An 18,611-nucleotide genomic window follows, 5' to 3' on the forward strand; every position below is an offset into this window, starting at 1 on the left:
CCCGGCATCATCGGGCCCCACCCTCGCCCGCCCCGGAGGTCCCGATGCGCCCCCGCCGCACCGCCGCCACCCTCCTGCTCGCCGCCGCCCTAGCCCTCCCGGCCGTCCCGGCCCGGGCCCAATCCCCCTCCCCCGCACCGGCGTTCCCCACCGGGACGGCCACCGCCCCGGACGGCCGCACCGACCTCACCGACGCCGCCGGCCGCCGGCTCCGGCTGCGCGGCTTCAACCTCGACAAGTACGCCGAGGCCACCGAAGGGGACGTCCGGTCCATCGCGGCCCAGGGCTTCACGCTGATCCGCCTGCCCGTCTCCTGGACCAGGCTGGAGCCCGTCCGCGGCCACCTCGACCCCGCCGAACTGCGAAGGCTGCAAGCGCTGCTCGGCTGGGCGGACCGCTACGGCGTGCTCGTCCTGGTCGACTTCCACCAGGACGTCTACGGCCCGCGGTTCGTCGGCGGCACCAACGGCGTCCCGCCCTGGGCCACCCGCGACGACGGCCTGCCCTTCGAGGCGGACCCCGACGACTGGTTCGCCGGCTACTTCCAGCCCGCCGTCCAGGCCGCCTTCCGGCACCTCTACGACGACCCCGACCTGCGCGCCTGGCAGGCCGACTTCTACACCCGGCTGGCCCGCGAACTGCGCGGCCACCGCTCGCTGCTGGGCTACGACCTGTTCAACGAACCGTTCGGCCCGGTGGACGGCGACCCGGCCGACCCGCAGGTGCTGGCGCGCTCCGCCGCCGAACTGGAGCAGGGCCGGCTCGCCGCCATGTACCGCCGGCTGATCGCCGCCGTCCGCCGAGTGGACGCCCGTGCCTGGCTGTTCGTCGAACCGACGGTCCTGGTCGGCCAGGGCGTCCCGACCCGGCTGCCCGGCTTCGCCGACCCGCGCCCGGGCGCGCCCCGGCTCGGCTACGCGCCGCACTTCTACGACACCGCCGTCGAGTCCGGTGCCGACTGGGACCCGTCCGGCGGCTTCGTCGAGCGCTACACCGCCGCCGTCACCGCCTACCCGGCCGCGCACCGGCTGCCGGTCCTGGTCGGCGAGTGGGGCCCGCCCGACTCCCGCACCCCCGGCAACACCCTGCTGGTGCGCCGCCAGGTCGACGCGATGGACGGCTTCGCGGCCGGCTGGACGATGTGGTACTGGTGCCGGGGCAACGGCGGCTACTGCGTGCTCGACCCCGCCGGGCGGCCCGCCCCGGGCGACGGACCGGCCTTCGGCCCGTACCCCGTCGCGGTCGCCGGCAGCGCCGTCCGCACCGGCGCGGACGGCACCCGGCACACCGTCCGCTGGCAGGCCGACGGCACCGGCCGGTCCACCGAACTCGCCCTGCCCGCCGCCGGGTTCCCCACCGGGGCCAGGGTCATCGTCCGCCCGGACAGCGCCCTCGCCGAGGTCGGGCAGCCGAGCGGCGAGCGCGCCGGCCGGGTCCGGGTCCGGCTGCCGCACGCCCGCCCGGGCGCCCCGGTCACCGTCACCGTCGAGCCGCGCTGAGGCGTGGGCGCGACCCGGCGGCACCGACCGTGCCGCCGGGCCGTACCCGCCCCCGAGAGCCGGACCGGCCGCCCGGGCTCAGACCAGCCCGCGACGGGCCAGCAGCGGCCCGGTCTCCGGGTCGCGTCCGACCACCGCGCGGAAGGAGTCCAGCGCGTCCCGGCTGTCGCCGCGCGCCAGCAGCTCGCGCCGGAACACCTCGCCGCTCTCCCGCACGCTCCGGCCGTCGCCCTTGAACCACTCCACGGTGTCCGCGTCCAGCACCTCCGACCAGATGTACGCGTAGTAGCCCGCGCTGTACCCGCCCGCGAAGATGTGCCCGAAGTAGGTGGTCCGGTAGCGCGGCGGGATCGCCGCCACCGCGAGCCCGGCCCCCGCCAGCGCCGCCGCCTCGAACTCCCGGGCGTCCACGATCTCCTGACCCTCCGGCAAGGTGTGCCAGGCCCAGTCCAGCAGTGCCGCCGCCAGGTACTCGACGGTCCGGAAGCCCTGTCCGAAGGACTCCGCCGCGGCCATCCGCTCGACCAGCTCGGCCGGCAGCGGCTCGCCCGTCTCGTGGTGCCGGGCGTAGTTGGCCAGCACCTCCGGCCACACCATCCACATCTCGTTGACCTGCGAGGGGAACTCCACGAAGTCCCGCGGCACCGCCGTGCCCGCCACGTACGGGTGGCGGACGTCCGAGAACAGCCCGTGCAGCGCGTGCCCGAACTCGTGGAACAGCGTGCGGACCTCGTCCCAGGAGAGCAGCACCGGCTCGCCGGGCGCCGGCTTGGCGATGTTCAGGTTGTTGTAGACCACCGGCCGCTGCCCCAGCAGACCGGACTGGCTGACCAGTTCGTCCATCCAGGCGCCGCCGCGCTTGGACGCCCGGGCGTGGAAGTCGCCGAGGAACAGGCCCAGCGCCGAGCCGTCCGCGTCGAACACCTCGAAGACCCGGGTGTCCGGGTGGTAGCCGACCAGGTCCGGCCGCTCGGTGAAGGTCACCCCGTAGGCCAGGCCGGCGGCGAAGAACACGCCGTCCCGCAGCACCCGCTCCAGCTCGAAGTAGGGGCGCAGCGCCGCCGCGTCCACCTGGTACGAGGTCTGCCGGACCTGCTCCGAGTAGTACGCCCAGTCGTGCGCGGCGATCTCCTCGACACCGTCGGCGGCGGCGACCTTGGCCAGCTCCTCGGCCTCCCGGCGGGCGTTGGCCACGGCCGGCGGCACCAGCCGGGCGAGCAGCGCGTCCACCGCCTCGACGGTGCCGGCCGTCTCGTCGGCCACCACGTAGGCGGCGTGGGTGTCGTGGCCGAGCAGCCGGGCCCGCTCGGCGCGCAGCGCGGCCATCCGGATCGCCAGCGGGCCGTTGGTGTCGGCGGCGCGGTCCAGCGAGGCGGCGAGCAGCCGCTCGCGCACCGAGCGGTCGGTCAGCGAGGCGAGTTCGGTCTGGTTGGAGAAGTTCTTCAGGCTCAGCACGTACGTGTCCGGGTGCCCGAGCGCGCGGCCGTTCTCGGCGGCGGCCGCGATCTCGTCGGCCGAGAGGCCGGCCAGCTGCTCGGCGGAGTCCAGCACCAGCGCCCCGGCCTGCGAGGAGGCGGACACGTTCTGCCGGAACTCCGAGGAGGCGGCGGCCAGTTCGGTGTTGATCGCGCGCAGCCGGGCCTGCTGCTCGGCGCCCAGCCGGGCACCGGCCCGGACGAACGCGGTGTGGCGGCGCTCCAGCAGCCGCAGCGTCTGCGGGTCGAGGTCCGCCTCGGCGCGGCCGGCGTGCAGCTCCTCGATCCGGGCGAACAGCGCGGCGTCCAGGTGGATCGCGTCCCGGTGGGCGGCCAGCCGGGGGCTGATCTCGGCGTCGATCCGGTCGACCTCGGGGGTGGTGTCGGCGGCGGACTGGTTCTCGAAGACCACCTTGACCCGGTGCAGCAGCCTCCCCGAGCGCTCCAGCGCGAGCAGAGTGTTCTCGACCGTCGGCGGCTGCGGGTCGGCGGTGATCGCGGCGATCTCGGCGAGCTGCTCGGCCATCCCGCGCTCGAAGGCGGGCAGGTAGTGTTCCGGCCGGATCTCGGCGAACGGCGGCAGTTCGTAGGCCAGGGTGCTGGGCCTGAAGAACGGGTTCTCGGTCATTTCGCCGACCTTACGCGCTGTCATCGGCGCTGCCCACACCCTTTCCGGCACCGTCCGGCGCACCCGCGGCGGCACGCGCCGGGGGGCGTCCCGCGGCCCGCTCCGGACGGCGCGGCTCCGGTTGTCGTACCCTCCCGCTACCGTCGACACCGGCCGACCGTACGCCCCCGGACGGCCCGACCGGGCCACGGTCCGCACCGGAGTCCGCACGCAGAGCCCGCCCACAGTCCGCACCGAGCCCGAACAGCGCCCGCACGGGAGGAGGAGCCCCCCATGGCACCCCGGATCGCCCTCGCCCCCGATCCGCACGGCCCCGGCGGCCGGCTCCAGCCGCTCGACGACGCCGGCGCCCCGCTCGGCCCGCCCGAACCCACGGCCGACCTCGCCGCCGCCGTCGCCGCCCGGGAGGCCGCCGAGCACCCCCGATGGGTGTGGGCCGCCGCCGACTCCGGGTACGCTCCACTGCTCCCCCGGCTGCCCGACCGGCTCGCCCGCTGCCACGACCTCCGGCTGGTCGAGGCACTGCTGCTCGCCCACGAGGGCCGGTTCGGCGCCCCGCGCTCGCTCGGCGCCGGCTGGGCCCGGCTGCGCGGTCTGCCGGTCCCCGCCGATCTGCCCGAGCCCGGCTCCGCCGAGGCCGGCGACGGCCAGGACACCCTGTTCGCCCCCGACCGGCTCCAGTTGCCGCCCGGCACCGACCCGCTGGCCGCCGTGGTCGCCGTGCACGCCGAACAGCAGCGCCGGCTCGCCGCGATCACCGACCCGGCCGCCCGCGCCCGGTTCCGGCTGCTGGCCGCCGCCGAGTCGGCGGGCGCGCTCGCCGCCGCCGAGATGGCCCACGACGGCCTGCCCTGGAGCGTCGACGTCCACGACCGGCTGCTCACCGAGCTGCTCGGCCCGCGCCCCACCGTCCCCGGCACCCAGCCCCGGCTGCTCGCCGAACTCGCCGTCGAGCTCCAGCGGGCACTCGGCGGGCGCCCGTTCAACCCCGACTCGCACAGCCAGGTGCTGCGCGCCTTCGCCGACGCCGGCATCCCGCTCGGCTCCACCCGCTCCTGGGAGCTGAAGACGATCGACCACCCGGCGGCCCGGCTGCTGGTCCGCTACAAGGAGCTGTCCCGGATCCACGTCGCGCACGGCTGGGCCTGGCAGGACGCCTGGGCCCGCGGCGGCCGGTTCCGCCCCGAGTACGTGGTCGGCGGTGTGGTCTCCGGCCGCTGGGCCAGCCGGGGCGGCGGCGCGCTGCAGATCCCGCGCATCCTGCGCCGCGCCGTGGTCGCCGACCCGGGCTGGCTGCTGGTGGTCGCCGACGCCGCCCAGCTGGAGCCGCGGGTGCTCGCCGCGCTCTCCGGGGACGCCGGGCTGGCCCGTACCGCCGCCGGCGGCGACCTGTACGAGGCACTGGCCGCCACCGCCTTCCACGGCGACCGCGACAAGGCCAAGCTCGGCCTGCTCGGCGCCATGTACGGCCAGACCAGCGGCGACATCGGCCCGCTGCTGGCCACCCTGCGCAGCCGCTACCCGGCCGCGATGGGCTACGTCGAGGCCGCCGCCCGCACCGGCGAGGACGGCGGCGTGGTCGCCTCCCGGCTGGGCCGCCCCTGCCCGCCCGCCTCGGCCGACTTCCTCGACCTCACCGAGGCACCCGAGACGGCGGGCGACGCCGGCGGCCGGTCCGCCCGCGCCCGCGGCCGGTTCACCCGCAACTTCGTCATCCAGGCCAGCGCCGCCGACTGGGCGCTCGCCCTGCTGGCCGCGCTGCGCCGCCGGCTCGCCGAGCTCCCGGTGGCCACCGCGGCCGACCGCCCGCACCTGGTGTTCTTCCAGCACGACGAGGTGATGGTGCACACCCCGGCCAACCTGGCCGACGAGGTGGCGGCGCTGGTCGACGCGGCGGCGGACGAGGCCCGCCGGCTGGTCTTCGGCGACACCCCGGTGCGGTTCCCGCTCAGCACCGCCGTGGTGGAGTGCTACGCCGACGCCAAGTGAGCCGTCACAGCTTGCGGAAGCCGCGCGCCTCCTCGGCCGCCGCCACCACCTCGGCCAGCGGGGCCCCGGTCGAGGCGGTCACGGCCGCGGCCACCGCCCCCTCCACGAACGGCGCGTCGACCAGCACCACGCCGGGGCGCGGCTCGTCCTCCAGCACGGTCACCGCCGTCAGCACCGAACTCCCGAGGTCCGGCAGCACCGCGACCCCCGCCCCGCCGTCCGCCTCGGTCACGGCCCGCGCGATCAGCTCGTAGCTGGTCCCGAGCCCGCCCTCCTCGGTCCCACCGGCCACCACCACCCGCACCTCGTCCGAGGCGAGCTCGGCCAGCAGGTCCTTCAACCCGCCGGCCAGCGCCGCACTGTGCGAGACCAGAACGATGCCCACGTGTCCACTCATACCGCCGACCCTAGAGCGTGTGCTCCACCCGGGTGAGTCACTCCCGGCGTGTCGGTTTCCGTGCCCCGGCCCCCCGTCTGGCGTAGCGTCGGGGCAGCACCGTCTGCCGAGGGGAGCGCGTACGCCGTGAAGAAGCTCATCAACGACGCGGAGACCGTCCTGGAGGACGCGCTGGCCGGGGTGGCCGCCGCCCATCCGGAGCTGGCGGTGGACCTCACCAACCGGGTGATCACCCGGGCCGTGCGGCCGGCCGCGCCCAAGGTGGCGCTGGTCTCCGGCGGCGGGTCCGGGCACGAGCCGCTGCACGGCGGCTTCGTGGGGCCCGGCATGCTGGACGCGGCCTGCCCCGGCGAGGTGTTCACCTCCCCCGTCCCGGACCAGATGCTGGCCGCCGCCAAGGCCGTGGACTCCGGCGCGGGCGTGGTGTTCGTCGTCAAGAACTACACCGGCGACGTGATGAACTTCGAACTCGCCGCGGAGCTGGCCGCCGAGGAGGGCGTCGAGGTCCGCACGGTGCTGGTCAACGACGACGTCGCCGTGGAGGACTCCACCTGGACGGCCGGACGGCGCGGCACCGGAGCGACGGTGCTGGTGGAGAAGATCGCGGGCGCGCTGGCCGAGCGCGGCGCGCCGCTGGACGAGGTGGCCGCCCTCGGCGCGCGGGTCAACGCGGCCTCCCGCTCCTTCGCCATCGCGCTGAGCGCGGCGACCGTGCCGGCGGCGGGCAAGCCAGGCTTCGAGCTGGCCGAGGACGAGATCGAGGTCGGCGTCGGGATCCACGGCGAGCCCGGCCGGCGCCGGGAGCGGCTGCGCCCGGCCCGCGAACTGGTCGCCGAGGTGGTGGAGACGATCCTCGCCGACCATGACCTGACCGCCGGCGACGAGGTGATCGCCCTGGTCAACGGCCTGGGCGCGACGCCGCTGATGGAGCTGTACATCGTCTTCGGCGAGGTCGCCGCCCGGCTGGCCGAGCAGGGCATCACGGTGGCCCGCAGCCTGGTCGGCAACTACGTGACCAGCCTGGACATGGCCGGCTTCTCGCTCACCCTCACCAAGGCCGACGGCCCGCTGCTGGAGCTGTGGGACGCCCCGGTGGACACCCCCGCCCTCAAGCGCGGCTGACCCGGCCGAACAGGAGCACCGACATGGACGTCGACACCCGCCTCGCCGAGGCCTGGGTCCGCGCGCTGGCCGCCGCCGTCGAGCGGGAGCACGGGCGGCTCACCGAGCTGGACTCCGCGATCGGCGACGGCGACCACGGCAGCAACCTGCGGCGCGGCTTCACCGCCGTGCTGGCCGCCCTGGACGCGCCGGACGCCCCGGCCCCCGCCGGGCCCGGCGCACTGCTGACCAGGACCGGCACCACGCTGATCTCCAAGGTCGGCGGCGCCTCCGGCCCGCTCTACGGCAAGGCGTTCCGGGCGATCGGCGCCGCGCTGCCGCAGCCCGGCGAGGCACCCGCCGACGCGGTCGGGCTCGGCGAGGCGCTGGCGGCCGGCCTGCGGGCGGTGCGGGAGCTCGGCAAGGCCGAACCCGGCGACAAGACCATCGTGGACGCCTGGACGCCCGCCCTGGACGCCTACCGGGCGGCGGTCGCCACCGGCGCCGGCCTGCCGGAGGCCACCGCGGCCGCGGCCGAGGGCGCCGAGCGGGGCGCCCTGGCGACCGTGCCGCTGCAGGCCCGCAAGGGCCGCGCCTCCTACCTGGGCCCGCGCAGCACCGGCCACCAGGACCCGGGCGCCACCTCCACCGCCCTGCTCTTCCGCGCCCTCGCCGAGGCCGCCGGCCGCCCACTCGCCTCCGGGGCGCTCTGAGCCGGAGGCCGGCGTGCGTCTCAGGCCGTGTCCGTGCGGGTGATCAGCAGCAGCAGCGCGTCGTCCCGCAGTTCGCCGCCGGTGTGTGCCAGCAGGTCGGCGTAGACCCGCCCGACCGCCGCCTCCAGCTCCGCCGCGGAGCGGGCCGCGCCCCGCACCAGCGGGCCGACCCGCTCGGCGAGCGGGTAGAACACGCCGCTGTGCCGGTGTTTGGCCTCGATCACGCCGTCCGTGCAGAGCACGAGCACGTCGTCGGTCCCGAACGGCTGGTCCCAGGTGCTCGGCTCGCCGTGGGCCAGCCGGCCGAGGCCGAGCGGCACCCACGGGTCGGGCGCCTCCAGGACGTGCACCCGGCCGTCCGGGTCCACCCGGATCGGCGGCACGTGCCCGTACTGGAGCAGCTGCACCACGCCGGGCCGGCGGAACTCGGCGAACAGCGCGGTGGTGAACTCGCCGTCTGGCACGTGCCGCTCGACGCTGGCCTCGATCCGGGCGGCCACCCCGCGCAGCCCTGCCTCGTCGTACGCGGCCTCCCGGAAGGCGCCGAGCACCACGGCGGCGGTCTGCACCGCGCCGAGCCCCTTGCCGCGCACGTCACCGACCGCGACCCGGGTGCCGTGCGGCGTCTCCAGGACGGAGTAGAGGTCCCCGCCGATCCTGGAGGCGTCGGCGGCGGAGACGTACCGCACCGCGAGGTTCAGCGGCCCGACGACCGGTCCGGGCAGCCGCAGCAGCGCGCGCTGCGCGGCCTCCGCGACGGAGCTGACCGCCGCGTAGGCGGCGGCCCGGCGCATCCGGATCCTGGCGACCCAGGCGGAGAAGACGGAGAGCAGCAGGTAGCTGACCATCGCGCCCCACAGGAAGCGGGCGTCGTTGATGTTGTCGACCTGGTCGTAGTGGCTGAGGCCGAAGACGGTGAGCAGGCCGACCGAGCAGACGCCGAGCAGTTCGAGCGGCCGCAGGGTGAGGGCGGCGATGCTGGGGACGACGGTCATCAGCGGCGCGAGGTAGCGGTCCTGGCCGGAGTACAGGTCGGCGATCCCGACCAGCACGATCGCGATCAGCGCGGGAGTGGCCCGGCGCCAGAACGGGAGGCCGAGCAGGTCGACGGCGAGCAGCGCGCTGCGCCGCCTGGCCGGTGGCTGCCCGACGCCGGTCGGGACGGACGGCGACTGGGCGCGGCGGCGGATCGGTGACACATATCGAACATAACGGACGGGCAGTACGCCCACCCGTGCACCCCCGGCCCGTTCGCGCTCCCGGGCCCCTCGCGGACCCTCCCGGCAGTCGAATCCGCCCATGTCACGGCGCGGTTTCGAGCACGGCGTGTCCGGGCGCCTACGCTCTGCTCTCGGAGCGCGCACCGGCCGAGGTCCGGGCGACACCCGAGCGCCAACCGGAATGCGATCCACACCACACGATCCGTATCCCTACGGAATACCCCTTAGGGGTATGGTGTGGTTATCAGCCGGGCCCGGGCGTACGCTCGCGGCCGTACCGACCTTCCGGAGGCCAGGATGTCCAGCACCATCACCTACACCGTCACCGGCATGAGCTGCGGACACTGCGAGAGTTCGGTCAGCAAGGAGCTCTCCGCCCTCGACGGCGTCACCGAGGTCTCCGCCGACGCCAAGGCCGGCACGGTCACCGTCCTCGCCGCGGCCCCGCTGGACGACGAGCAGGTGCGCGCCGCCGTCGACGAGGCCGGCTACGAGCTGGTCGGCCGCGCCGCCTGAGAGCCCCCGCCGCGCGGCGGGGGCCCGGCGAACCCCGCCCCCGCCGTGCCCTCCCCTAGGAGCTGATCAGCACATGAGCACCTCCACCTCGGGCTCCACCTCCCCGGACGCGGCGACCGCCATAGCCGGCCAGGAGGACCCCACCGCGGTCCGCGAGCGCGTCGAACTCCAGATCGGCGGCATGACCTGCGCCGCCTGCGCCGCCCGGATCGAGAAGAAGCTCAACCGGATGGCCGGCGTCGAGGCGACCGTCAACTACGCCACCGAGAAGGCCAGGGTCGAGTTCACGCCGGACGTCACCGTGGCCGACCTCATCGCCACCGTGGAGAACACCGGCTACACCGCCGAACTCCCCCCGCCGCCGGTACCCGTCGCCGCGACCGAGGCCCCCGCCGGCGCTGCCGCCCAGCCGCAGCCGGCCGACCCGCTGCTCGACCGGCTGCTCGTCAGCGCCGTGCTCAGCCTCCCGGTGGTCCTCTGGTCGATGGTCCCCGCCCTCCAGTTCACCAACTGGCAGTGGCTGGCCTTCGCCCTCACCGGTCCCGTCGTGGTCTACGGCGGCCTGCCGTTCCACCGCGCCGCCTGGACCAACCTCAAGCACGGCGCCGCGACCATGGACACCCTGGTCTCGCTCGGCACCCTGGCCGCCTTCGGCTGGTCCTTCTGGGCCCTGTTCTGGGGCGAGGCCGGCATGCCCGGCATGCGGCACGAGTTCTCGTTCTCGGTCGGCGACACCGACGCCTCGTCCATGCTCTACCTGGAGACGGCCTCCGCCGTCACCGTGCTGATCCTGCTGGGCCGCTACCTGGAGGCCCGCTCCAAGCGCCGCGCCGGGGCCGCCCTGCACGCCCTGCTGGACCTCGGCGCCAAGGACGTCGCCGTGCTGCAGGACGGCCGCGAGGTGCGGCTGCCCGTCGGACACCTCACCGTCGGGACGCGGTTCGTGGTCCGCCCCGGCGAGAAGATCGCCACCGACGGCGTGGTCGTCGAGGGCGCCTCGGCCGTCGACGCCTCGATGCTCACCGGCGAGTCGGTCCCGGTGGAGGTCGGCGTCGGCGACACCGTCACCGGTGCCACCGTCAACGCCGGCGGCCGGCTGGTGGTCGAGGCGACCCGGGTCGGCGCCGACACCCGGCTCGCCCGGATGGCCGCGCTCGTCGAGGAGGCGCAGAGCGGCAAGGCCGCCGCCCAGCGGCTCGCCGACCGGATCTCCGCCGTCTTCGTCCCCGTGGTGATCCTCATCGCGATCGGCACCCTGATCGTCTGGCTGCTGACCGCCGACAGCACCACCGAGGCGTTCACCGCCGCCGTCGCGGTGCTGATCATCGCCTGCCCGTGCGCCCTCGGCCTGGCCACCCCGACCGCCCTGATGGTCGGCACCGGCCGCGGCGCCCAGCTCGGCATCCTGATCAAGGGCCCCGAGGTGCTGGAGAACACCCGCCGGGTCGACACCGTCGTCCTGGACAAGACCGGCACCGTCACCACCGGCCGGATGACCCTGCTCGCCGTACGGACCGCCGAGGGCATCACCGAGGAGCAGGCGCTGCGCCTGGCCGGCGCCCTGGAACACGCCTCCGAGCACCCGATCGCCGCCGCCATCGCCACCGCGGCCGCCGAGCGGCTCGGCACCCTGCCCGCCGTCGGGGCCTTCGAGAACGTCCCCGGCCTGGGCGTCCGGGGCGACGTCGAGGGCCGCCGGGTGCTGGCCGGCCGGGAGTCCCTGCTCGCCGAGCACGGCCTGCCGCTGCCCGCCCCGCTCGCCGAGGCCAAGCGCGCCGCCGAGGCCGCCGGACGGACCACCGTCGCGGTCGGCTGGGACGGCGCGGCCCGGGCCGTCCTGGAGGTCGCCGACGCGGTCAAGCCCACCAGCGCCGAGGCCATCGCCGAACTGCGCGCCCTCGGCCTGCGGCCGGTGCTGCTCACCGGTGACAACCGGCTGGTCGCCGAGGCGGTCGCCGCCGAGGTCGGCATCCCGGCCGAGGACGTGTACGCCGAGGTGCTGCCCGAGGACAAGGTGGCCACCGTCGAGATCCTCCAGGCCGAGGGCAGGATCGTCGCGATGGTCGGCGACGGCGTCAACGACGCCGCCGCACTCGCCCAGGCCGACCTCGGCCTCGCCATGGGCACCGGCACCGACGCCGCCATCGAGGCGGGTGACCTCACCCTGGTCCGCGGCGACCTGCGCTCGGCCGCCGACGCCATCCGGCTCTCCCGCAGGACCCTCGGCACCATCAAGGGCAATCTCTTCTGGGCCTTCGGCTACAACGTGGCGGCGATCCCGCTGGCCGCCGCCGGCCTGCTCAACCCGATGATCGCCGGTGCCACGATGGCCTTCTCCTCGGTCTTCGTGCTCACCAACAGCCTGCGGCTGCGCCGCTTCCGGGCCGCCTGACCCAGGACGCCCCGGAAAGCCCGCGGGGCCCGTGCCGCACGTGCGGCACGGGCCCCGCGGGCGTCTGCCCCGGCTCAGCGGCCGAGCAGCTCGCCGCCGTTGCAGTGCAGGATCTCGCCGGTGATGAACCCGGCCTCCGGCGAGGCCAGGAAGTGCACCGCCGCCGCCACCTCGCCGGTCTCCCCGATCCGCCCGAGCAGCGTCCGGGCGGACCGCCGGGAGACCTCCGCCTCGTCCAGCCGCGGCCCGAAGAACTCGGTGCCCGCCACCGTCCCGGGCGCCACGATGTTGGCGGTGATGCCCGAGGTGCCGAGCTGGGCGGCGAGGAAGTGGTTCCAGGCGTGCAGCGAGGCCTTCGCCGCCCCGTACGAGCCGGCCCCGCGCAGGGCGGCGATCGAGCTGATGGTGACCACCCGGCCGGAGCCGGGGGTGAGCCGGTCGCGGATCGACTCGGTGAGCAGCACCACGGTCAGCACGTTGCGCTCGAAGTCGCCGCGCCAGCGGGCCAGCAGGGCGTGCGGCCCGGCGCCGATCACGGTCTCCCGGCTGCCCGCGTTGTTCACCAGCACGTCGATCCGCTCCGGCAGGTCGGCCAGCGCGGCCTCCACGGCGTCCGGGTCGGCGAGGTCACAGACCAGCGGGGTCACGTTCGGTCCGAGCGCCGCGGCGGCGTCCTCCAGCACCGCCCGCCGTCGGCCGACGATCACGACCTGTTCGCCCACCTCGGCGAACCGCCGTGCCACCTCGTACCCGATCCCCGTGCCACCGCCGGTGACAACCACGTTCCTGGTCATCTGCGCACTCCCTCCCCAGCTCCGCCGCCACGCTGCAAGGTGCGCGACGGCCCGTACCGGAATGCCACGATTCCTATCACGCTCGGTTGCCGTGACTGCGGGGAGGGTGACGTCGCCGCCGGTGGAAGGTGTGGTATGGGGGCGGCACGGCATGCACACGGAGCGTGGCGAGAGGCAGCTCACACCCCCCCGGCGTAACTTCTCACACGCTGATACGTCTTAGGTTGGTAGTGCGGCAGTTTTTCGGTGGGCGGAGACGTGGCGAACGGCACAGCGTCGACGCATGACCACCGCTGCCGCCGACGGGGCTCCGGCGGGCCCCGGGTCGGTCGCCGACGGTTGGCGGCCTTCGCGCACGACGCCGGGGTGTGGCGGGACCGGGAACGCTTTGAGCGGCCGTTCCCGGTCCACCGCCGCCCCCGGAGTCGTGCGCCGGACTTGAGGTGGAGAAGCACGAGGGCCCGGCCGCAGGAGTGCGGCCGGGCCCTCGTGGCACGGTGTCAGGGCGTGCGCATGGCGTCAGTGCGGGTGCACGGCGTCAGCGGGCGTCGATCTCGACGTAGTCGCGGATCGCGGTGCCGGTGTAGATCTGGCGCGGACGGCCGATCCGGCTGGTCGGGTCCTTGATCATCTCGTGCCAGTGGGCGATCCAGCCCGGCAGCCGGCCGAGGGCGAACAGCACGGTGAACATGCTGGTCGGGAAGCCCATCGCGCGGTAGATCAGACCGGTGTAGAAGTCCACGTTCGGGTAGAGCTTGCGCGAGACGAAGAAGTCGTCCTTGAGCGCGTGCTCCTCCAGCTTGAGCGCGATGTCGAGCAGCTCGTCGGACTTGCCGAGCTGGCCCAGCACCTCGTGGGCGAGCAGCTTCACCTGGGCGGCACGCGGGTCGAACGCCTTGTAGACCCGGTGGCCGAAGCCCATCAGCTTGACGCCGGCTTCCTTGTTCTTCACCTTCGTGATGAAGGCGTCGACGTCGCCGCCGTCCTTCTGGATGCTCTCCAGCATCTCCAGCACGGCCTGGTTGGCGCCGCCGTGCAGCGGGCCCCACAGCGCCGAGATGCCCGCCGAGATCGAGGCGAACAGGTTGGCGTGGCTGGAGCCGACCAGGCGCACGGTGGAGGTCGAGCAGTTCTGCTCGTGGTCCGCGTGCAGGATCAGCAGCTTGTCGAGCGCGTTGACGATGACCGGGTTGAGCTCGTAGTCCTCGGCCGGGACCGCGAAGGTCATCCGCAGGAAGTTCTCGACGTAGCTCAGGTCGTTGCGCGGGTAGACGAAGGGCTGGCCCATCGCCTTCTTGTACGCGTACGCGGCGATGGTCGGGAGCTTCGCCAGCAGGCGGACCGTCGACAGGTGGCGCTGGGCCGCGTCGAACGGGTTGTGGCTCTCCGGGTAGAACGTCGACAGCGCGCCGACCACCGAGGACAGCATCGCCATCGGGTGCGCATCCCGGGGGAAGCCCTGGAAGAAGCGCTTGACGTCCTCGTGCAGCAGGGTGTGCTGGGTGATCTCGCGGTTGAACTGCGCGAGCTGATCGGAGTTCGGCAGCTCGCCGTTGATCAGCAGGTACGCGGTCTCGATGAAGTCACCCTTGGCGGCGAGCTGCTCGATCGGGTAACCGCGGTACCGCAGGATGCCGTTGTCACCGTCCACGAAGGTGATCGCGGACTTGTAGGCGGCGGTGTTGCCGAAGCCGTTGTCCAGGGTGACCAGGCCGGTCTGCGGGAGCAGCTTCGAGATGTCGAAGCCGGCGTTGCCCGCAGTGCTCTCGACGACGGGGTATTCGTACTCGCCGTCCTGGTACCGCAGTACTACCGAGTTGTCGCTCACGTCTTCCTCACCGACGAAATGAATCCTCTTCCAAGGTGCCCTGACTGTCTCTACCATCCCCCATCCGGCGGACAGCCGCGCACCCGGGGTGACCCGAAAGGGCCCGCCCCTACAAAACCTGCCGCCGCTGCCGGTACGAACCGGACAAGATCGGCACCCCACCAGGCTCTGTCGTAAATCTCTTCACGTCAAGAGAACAATAGAGGCAACCATCCCTTGGAGAATCATCCAGACGCAAGCCGGTGATCCAGCGCCGCATGCCTCCGACCTGCGCTGACACTGCGAACCGCCTGCCCGATCGCTTTCCGTGATCCCACCAGCACGACCAGTTTTCGGGCCCTGGTCACCGCCGTGTAGAGCAGATTTCGCTGGAGCATCGTCCACGCGGACATGGTGACCGGAATCACCACCACGGGGTACTCGCTCCCCTGCGACCGGTGGATCGTCACCGCGTAGGCGTGCGCCAACTCGTCCAGCTCGTCGAAGTCGTAGGGCACCTCCTCGTCCTCGTCCGTCAGCACCGTCAGGCGCTGGTCGTCCGCGCTGAGGGACGTCACCACTCCCACTGTGCCGTTGAAGACCCCGTTCCGCCCCTTGTCGTAGTTGTTGCGGACCTGCGTGACCTTGTCCCCCACCCGGAACGTCCGCCCGCCGAACCGCCGCTCCGCCAGCCCCTCCCGGGCCGGCGTCACCGCCGCCTGCAGCAGCGTGTTGAGGTTCCCCGCCCCGGCCGGGCCGCGGTGCATCGGCGCCAGCACCTGCACGTCCCGCCGGGCGTCGTAACCGAACTTCTGCGGGATCCTGCGCGCCACCACGTCCACCGTCAGGCCCGCCGCCAGCTCCGCGTCGTCCTCGGCGAACAGGAAGAAGTCCGGCAGGCCCTCGGTCAGCGGCGGCAGGCCCTCGTTGATCCGGTGCGCGTTGGTCACCACGCCCGACTGCTGGGCCTGCCGGAAGATCCGGGTCAGCCGCACCGACGGGATCGGCCCGCCCTCGGCCAACAGGTCCCGCAGCACCTCGCCCGCCCCCACCGAGGGCAGCTGGTCCACGTCCCCCACGAACAGCAGGTGCGCCCCCGGCGCCACCGCCTTGACCAGCTTGTTCGCCAGGATCAGGTCCAGCATCGACGCCTCGTCGACCACCACCAGGTCCGCGTCCAGCGGCCGGTCCCGGTCGTACGCGGCGTCCCCGCCCGGCCGCAGCTCCAGCAGTCGGTGCACCGTCGAGGCCTCCACCCCGGTCAGCTCCGACAGCCGCTTCGCCGCCCGCCCGGTCGGCGCCGCCAGCACCACCTTGGCCCGCTTCGCCAGCGCCAGGGTCACGATCGACTTCACCGTGAACGACTTGCCGCACCCCGGCCCGCCGGTCAGCACCGCGACCTTCTCGGTCAACGCCAGCCGCACCGACTGCTCCTGCTCCGGCGCCAGCTCCGCCCCGGTCCGCCGCGCCAGCCAGGCCAGCGCCGCCGGCCAGTCCACGTCCGCGAACCAGGGCATCCGGTCGCTGTCCGTCCGCAGCAGCCGCAGCAACTGGTTCGCCAGCGAGATCTCCGCCCGGTGGAACGGCACCAGGTACACCGCCGTGATCGACTGGCCGTCGTCCCCCGGCACCTGCTCGCGCACCACCCCCTCCACGGCCACCAGCTCCGCCAGGCAGTCGATCACCAGCCCCACGTCCACCTGGAGCAGCTTCACGCCGTCCGCGATCAGCCGCTCCTCGGGCAGGTAGCAGTGCCCCTGGTCGCTGCTCTGCGACAGCGCGTACTGCAGCCCCGCCTTCACCCGCTCCGGGCTGTCGTGCGGGATGCCGACGGCCTGCGCGATCCGGTCCGCGGTGAGGAAGCCGATGCCCCAGACGTCCGACGCCAGCCGGTACGGCTCGTTCTTCACCACCCCGATCGAGCCGTCCCCGTACTGTTTGTAGATCCGCACAGCCAGCGACGTCGAGACCCCGACCCCCTGCAGGAAGACCATCACCTCCTTGATGGCCTTCTGCTCCTCCCACGCGGCCGCGATCTTCTTGGTCCGCTTGGGACCGAGCCCCGGCACCTCGATCAGCCGGCCCGGCTCGTTCTCGATCACCTCCAGGGTGTCCACCCCGAACCGCTCCACGATCCGCTCCGCGAACCGCGGCCCGATCCCCTTGATCAGCCCCGACCCCAGGTACCGCTGGATGCCCTGCACCGTCGCCGGCAGCACCGTCGTGTAGTTCTCCACCACGAACTGCCGCCCGTACTGCGGATGCGACCCCCACCGGCCGTGCAGCCGCAGCGACTCGCCCGGCTGCGCGCCGAGCAGCGCGCCCACCACCGTCAGCAGATCGTTGCCGCCCCGCCCGGTGTCCACCCGGGCCACCGTGTAGCCGGTCTCCTCGTTGGCGTAGGTGATCCGTTCCAGCACCCCCTCGACCTGGGCGAGCTGGCGCGGCGGCGCGGCCGCCTGCGCGGTGCCGCCGGTGGCGGTCCGTGCCCCTGTCTGCCTGGCCACCGGGCCCCCTTCACCGTGCGGGACGACTTCTGCTACGCACCGTACCGTCCGGGTGCGACACCGGGGGCCCGAGTGCCACGCTGGAAGGACCAGGGAGGGGCCAGGCACGTCGTCGAAGGGCAGCACACCATGCTCACCACCGCCTTCCGTCCCGGCTCACCCAACTGGCTCGACCTCACCAGCCCCGACACCGAGGCCTCGGTCGCCTTCTACACCTCGGTGTTCGACTGGACCTACGCCTCGGCCGGTCCGGAGGCCGGCGGCTACGGGTTCTTCCAGCAGGACGGCCGGACCGTCGCCGCGCTCGGGCCGTTCACCGACACCCACGCCGCCCCCGCCTGGACGGTCTACTTCTGCACCCTGGACGCCGACCGCACGACGGCCCTGGTCCGCGAGGCCGGCGGCCGGGTCCGCTTCGCCCCGTTCAACGTCTTCACCAGCGGCCGGATGGCCGGCTACACCGATCCCACCGGCGCCGACTTCGCGGTCTGGCAGCCGCAGGACGTGCACGGCCTGGACACCGTCACCGAGCCCGGCAGCCTCTGCTGGGCGGAGTGCTACAGCGTCGACGCCGAGGCGTCCAAGGCCTTCTACCGCGCGGTCTTCGCCTGGCAGGAACAGGATGTCCCGGTCGGCGGCGAGCTCCAGTACACCGTCCTCACCCCGTCCGGCGGCGGCACGGAGGACGCTCACGGCGGCATCATGCAGCTCGGCCCCGAGCAGACCGCCGCCGGCACCTCCTCGCACTGGCTCCCCTACTTCGAGGTGCCCGACGTCGACGCCCGCCTCGCCACCGCGGAGCGCCTCGGGGCCACCGTCCGGATCCCCGCCATGGACGTCCACGGCGTCGGCCGCCTCGGTCAGCTCATCGACCCGCAGGGAGCCGTCTTCGCGGTCATCACCAGCCCGCCTACCGGCACATGACGCCGGATCACGCCCAAGGGCCTCCAGGGGTCTTCTAGGGTGTGCCCATGAACGATCTGATCATCCGCCGGGCGACCGAGGACGACCTCCCGGCCATCGTCGCCATGCTCGCCGACGATCCCCTCGGCGCGACCCGCGAAAGCCCCGACGACCTGACCCCCTACCGCACCGCTCTCGCGCGCATCGACGCCGACCCGCACCAGCACCTCGTGGTCGCGGAACGCGCCGGCCGGACGATCGGCACCCTCCAACTGACCGTCGTCCCGGGCCTCGCCCGGAAGGGTTCGACCCGCGCCGTCATCGAAGCCGTCCGCATCCACGCCGACGAACGCGGCACCGGCCTCGGCACCGACCTGATCCGGTGGGCGATCGACCGCTCCCGCGCACTGGACGCCGACCTGGTCCAGCTCACCTCCGACGCCACCCGCACCGACGCGCACCGCTTCTACGAGCGCCTCGGCTTCGTTGCCTCGCACATCGGATTCAAGCTCGCACTCTGACCCGGAAATGCGAAAAGCCCCTGCCGGTATCCCCGGCAGGGGCTTCTCAGAAGAATTGTTCGGCGGCGTCCTACTCTCCCACAGGGTCCCCCCTGCAGTACCATCGGCGCTGTGAGGCTTAGCTTCCGGGTTCGGAATGTAACCGGGCG

14 protein-coding genes and 1 rRNA gene are annotated in these 18,611 nt (G+C 73.8%); 8 read left to right on the forward strand and 7 right to left on the reverse strand.

What is annotated here, in order from left to right:
* Positions 1-44: 44 nt before the first annotated feature.
* On the forward strand, positions 45-1,499 hold the full coding sequence (locus tag ABZW10_RS22245) for a cellulase family glycosylhydrolase (RefSeq protein ID WP_355368583.1): 1,455 nt from the start codon (positions 45-47) through the stop codon (positions 1,497-1,499).
* Positions 1,500-1,577: 78 nt separating this feature from the next.
* Here the strand turns inward: ABZW10_RS22245 and ABZW10_RS22250 are convergent, their stop codons facing one another.
* Complete coding sequence (locus ABZW10_RS22250) at positions 1,578-3,602, reverse strand: M3 family metallopeptidase (protein ID WP_355368585.1); 2,025 nt, start codon at positions 3,600-3,602, stop codon at positions 1,578-1,580.
* 273 nt (positions 3,603-3,875) lie between these two features.
* On the opposite strand from ABZW10_RS22250, the gene ABZW10_RS22255 reads away from it, so the two are divergent.
* Positions 3,876-5,591 (forward strand): bifunctional 3'-5' exonuclease/DNA polymerase, encoded by a 1,716-nt coding sequence (locus ABZW10_RS22255; RefSeq protein WP_355368587.1) that lies wholly within the window; start codon positions 3,876-3,878, stop codon positions 5,589-5,591.
* 4 nt (positions 5,592-5,595) lie between these two features.
* Here ABZW10_RS22255 and dhaM read toward each other — a convergent pair whose 3' ends face one another.
* Positions 5,596-5,988 (reverse strand): dihydroxyacetone kinase phosphoryl donor subunit DhaM, encoded by a 393-nt coding sequence (gene dhaM, locus ABZW10_RS22260; protein WP_355368589.1) that lies wholly within the window; start codon positions 5,986-5,988, stop codon positions 5,596-5,598.
* Between the two features lie 126 nt (positions 5,989-6,114).
* On the opposite strand from dhaM, the gene dhaK reads away from it, so the two are divergent.
* Positions 6,115-7,110 carry a dihydroxyacetone kinase subunit DhaK gene (dhaK, locus tag ABZW10_RS22265; protein WP_355368591.1) on the forward strand — a complete coding sequence of 332 codons (996 nt, stop codon included), beginning with the start codon at positions 6,115-6,117 and terminating at the stop codon, positions 7,108-7,110.
* A gap of 23 nt (positions 7,111-7,133) precedes the next feature.
* Positions 7,134-7,802 carry a dihydroxyacetone kinase subunit DhaL gene (gene dhaL, locus ABZW10_RS22270; RefSeq protein WP_355368593.1) on the forward strand — a complete coding sequence of 223 codons (669 nt, stop codon included), beginning with the start codon at positions 7,134-7,136 and terminating at the stop codon, positions 7,800-7,802.
* A gap of 20 nt (positions 7,803-7,822) precedes the next feature.
* Here dhaL and ABZW10_RS22275 read toward each other — a convergent pair whose 3' ends face one another.
* The gene (locus ABZW10_RS22275; protein WP_355368595.1) at positions 7,823-9,001 is read right to left on the reverse strand and encodes a PP2C family protein-serine/threonine phosphatase; all 1,179 of its coding nucleotides are present in this window, start codon (positions 8,999-9,001) and stop codon (positions 7,823-7,825) included.
* A 318-nt stretch (positions 9,002-9,319) separates the two neighbouring features.
* On the opposite strand from ABZW10_RS22275, the gene ABZW10_RS22280 reads away from it, so the two are divergent.
* Positions 9,320-9,538, forward strand: coding sequence for a heavy-metal-associated domain-containing protein (locus ABZW10_RS22280; RefSeq protein ID WP_355368597.1), 219 nt, complete (start codon positions 9,320-9,322; stop codon positions 9,536-9,538).
* Positions 9,539-9,611: 73 nt separating this feature from the next.
* Positions 9,612-11,930, forward strand: coding sequence for a heavy metal translocating P-type ATPase (locus tag ABZW10_RS22285; protein ID WP_355368599.1), 2,319 nt, complete (start codon positions 9,612-9,614; stop codon positions 11,928-11,930).
* A gap of 74 nt (positions 11,931-12,004) precedes the next feature.
* Here ABZW10_RS22285 and ABZW10_RS22290 read toward each other — a convergent pair whose 3' ends face one another.
* The 3 genes from ABZW10_RS22290 to ABZW10_RS22300 form a co-directional block, all read right to left on the reverse strand.
* Positions 12,005-12,724 carry an SDR family oxidoreductase gene (locus ABZW10_RS22290; RefSeq protein ID WP_355368601.1) on the reverse strand — a complete coding sequence of 240 codons (720 nt, stop codon included), beginning with the start codon at positions 12,722-12,724 and terminating at the stop codon, positions 12,005-12,007.
* 538 nt (positions 12,725-13,262) lie between these two features.
* Positions 13,263-14,552 carry a citrate synthase gene (locus ABZW10_RS22295; RefSeq protein ID WP_355368603.1) on the reverse strand — a complete coding sequence of 430 codons (1,290 nt, stop codon included), beginning with the start codon at positions 14,550-14,552 and terminating at the stop codon, positions 13,263-13,265.
* Positions 14,553-14,776: 224 nt separating this feature from the next.
* On the reverse strand, positions 14,777-16,951 hold the full coding sequence (locus ABZW10_RS22300) for an ATP-dependent RecD-like DNA helicase (protein WP_355368617.1): 2,175 nt from the start codon (positions 16,949-16,951) through the stop codon (positions 14,777-14,779).
* Positions 16,952-17,167: 216 nt separating this feature from the next.
* Between ABZW10_RS22300 and ABZW10_RS22305 the strand changes: the two genes are divergently transcribed.
* Both ABZW10_RS22305 and ABZW10_RS22310 read left to right on the forward strand, forming a co-directional pair.
* Positions 17,168-17,962, forward strand: coding sequence for a VOC family protein (locus ABZW10_RS22305; RefSeq protein WP_355368605.1), 795 nt, complete (start codon positions 17,168-17,170; stop codon positions 17,960-17,962).
* A 47-nt stretch (positions 17,963-18,009) separates the two neighbouring features.
* Positions 18,010-18,462 carry a GNAT family N-acetyltransferase gene (locus ABZW10_RS22310; RefSeq protein ID WP_355368607.1) on the forward strand — a complete coding sequence of 151 codons (453 nt, stop codon included), beginning with the start codon at positions 18,010-18,012 and terminating at the stop codon, positions 18,460-18,462.
* A 57-nt stretch (positions 18,463-18,519) separates the two neighbouring features.
* On the opposite strand, the gene rrf is transcribed toward ABZW10_RS22310, so the two are convergent.
* A 5S ribosomal RNA gene (gene rrf, locus ABZW10_RS22315) occupies positions 18,520-18,611 on the reverse strand; the annotation flags it as partial.

Origin of the sequence: Kitasatospora sp. NPDC004723 (genome assembly GCF_040609255.1) — a bacterium.
GTDB lineage: Bacteria > Actinomycetota > Actinomycetes > Streptomycetales > Streptomycetaceae > Kitasatospora.

Excerpts from the sequence above, each read along its gene's own strand:
- ABZW10_RS22255 (WP_355368587.1), top strand. The coding sequence starts at position 3,876 with ATGGCACCCCGGATCGCCCTCGCCCCCGATCCGCACGGCCCCGGCGGC.
- ABZW10_RS22250 (WP_355368585.1), bottom strand. The coding sequence starts at position 3,602 with ATGACCGAGAACCCGTTCTTCAGGCCCAGCACCCTGGCCTACGAACTG.
- ABZW10_RS22285 (WP_355368599.1), top strand. The coding sequence starts at position 9,612 with ATGAGCACCTCCACCTCGGGCTCCACCTCCCCGGACGCGGCGACCGCC.
- ABZW10_RS22305 (WP_355368605.1), top strand. The coding sequence starts at position 17,168 with ATGCTCACCACCGCCTTCCGTCCCGGCTCACCCAACTGGCTCGACCTC.
- dhaM (WP_355368589.1), bottom strand. The coding sequence starts at position 5,988 with ATGAGTGGACACGTGGGCATCGTTCTGGTCTCGCACAGTGCGGCGCTG.
- ABZW10_RS22310 (WP_355368607.1), top strand. The coding sequence starts at position 18,010 with ATGAACGATCTGATCATCCGCCGGGCGACCGAGGACGACCTCCCGGCC.
- dhaL (WP_355368593.1), top strand. The coding sequence starts at position 7,134 with ATGGACGTCGACACCCGCCTCGCCGAGGCCTGGGTCCGCGCGCTGGCC.
- ABZW10_RS22245 (WP_355368583.1), top strand. The coding sequence starts at position 45 with ATGCGCCCCCGCCGCACCGCCGCCACCCTCCTGCTCGCCGCCGCCCTA.
- ABZW10_RS22290 (WP_355368601.1), bottom strand. The coding sequence starts at position 12,724 with ATGACCAGGAACGTGGTTGTCACCGGCGGTGGCACGGGGATCGGGTAC.
- ABZW10_RS22280 (WP_355368597.1), top strand. The coding sequence starts at position 9,320 with ATGTCCAGCACCATCACCTACACCGTCACCGGCATGAGCTGCGGACAC.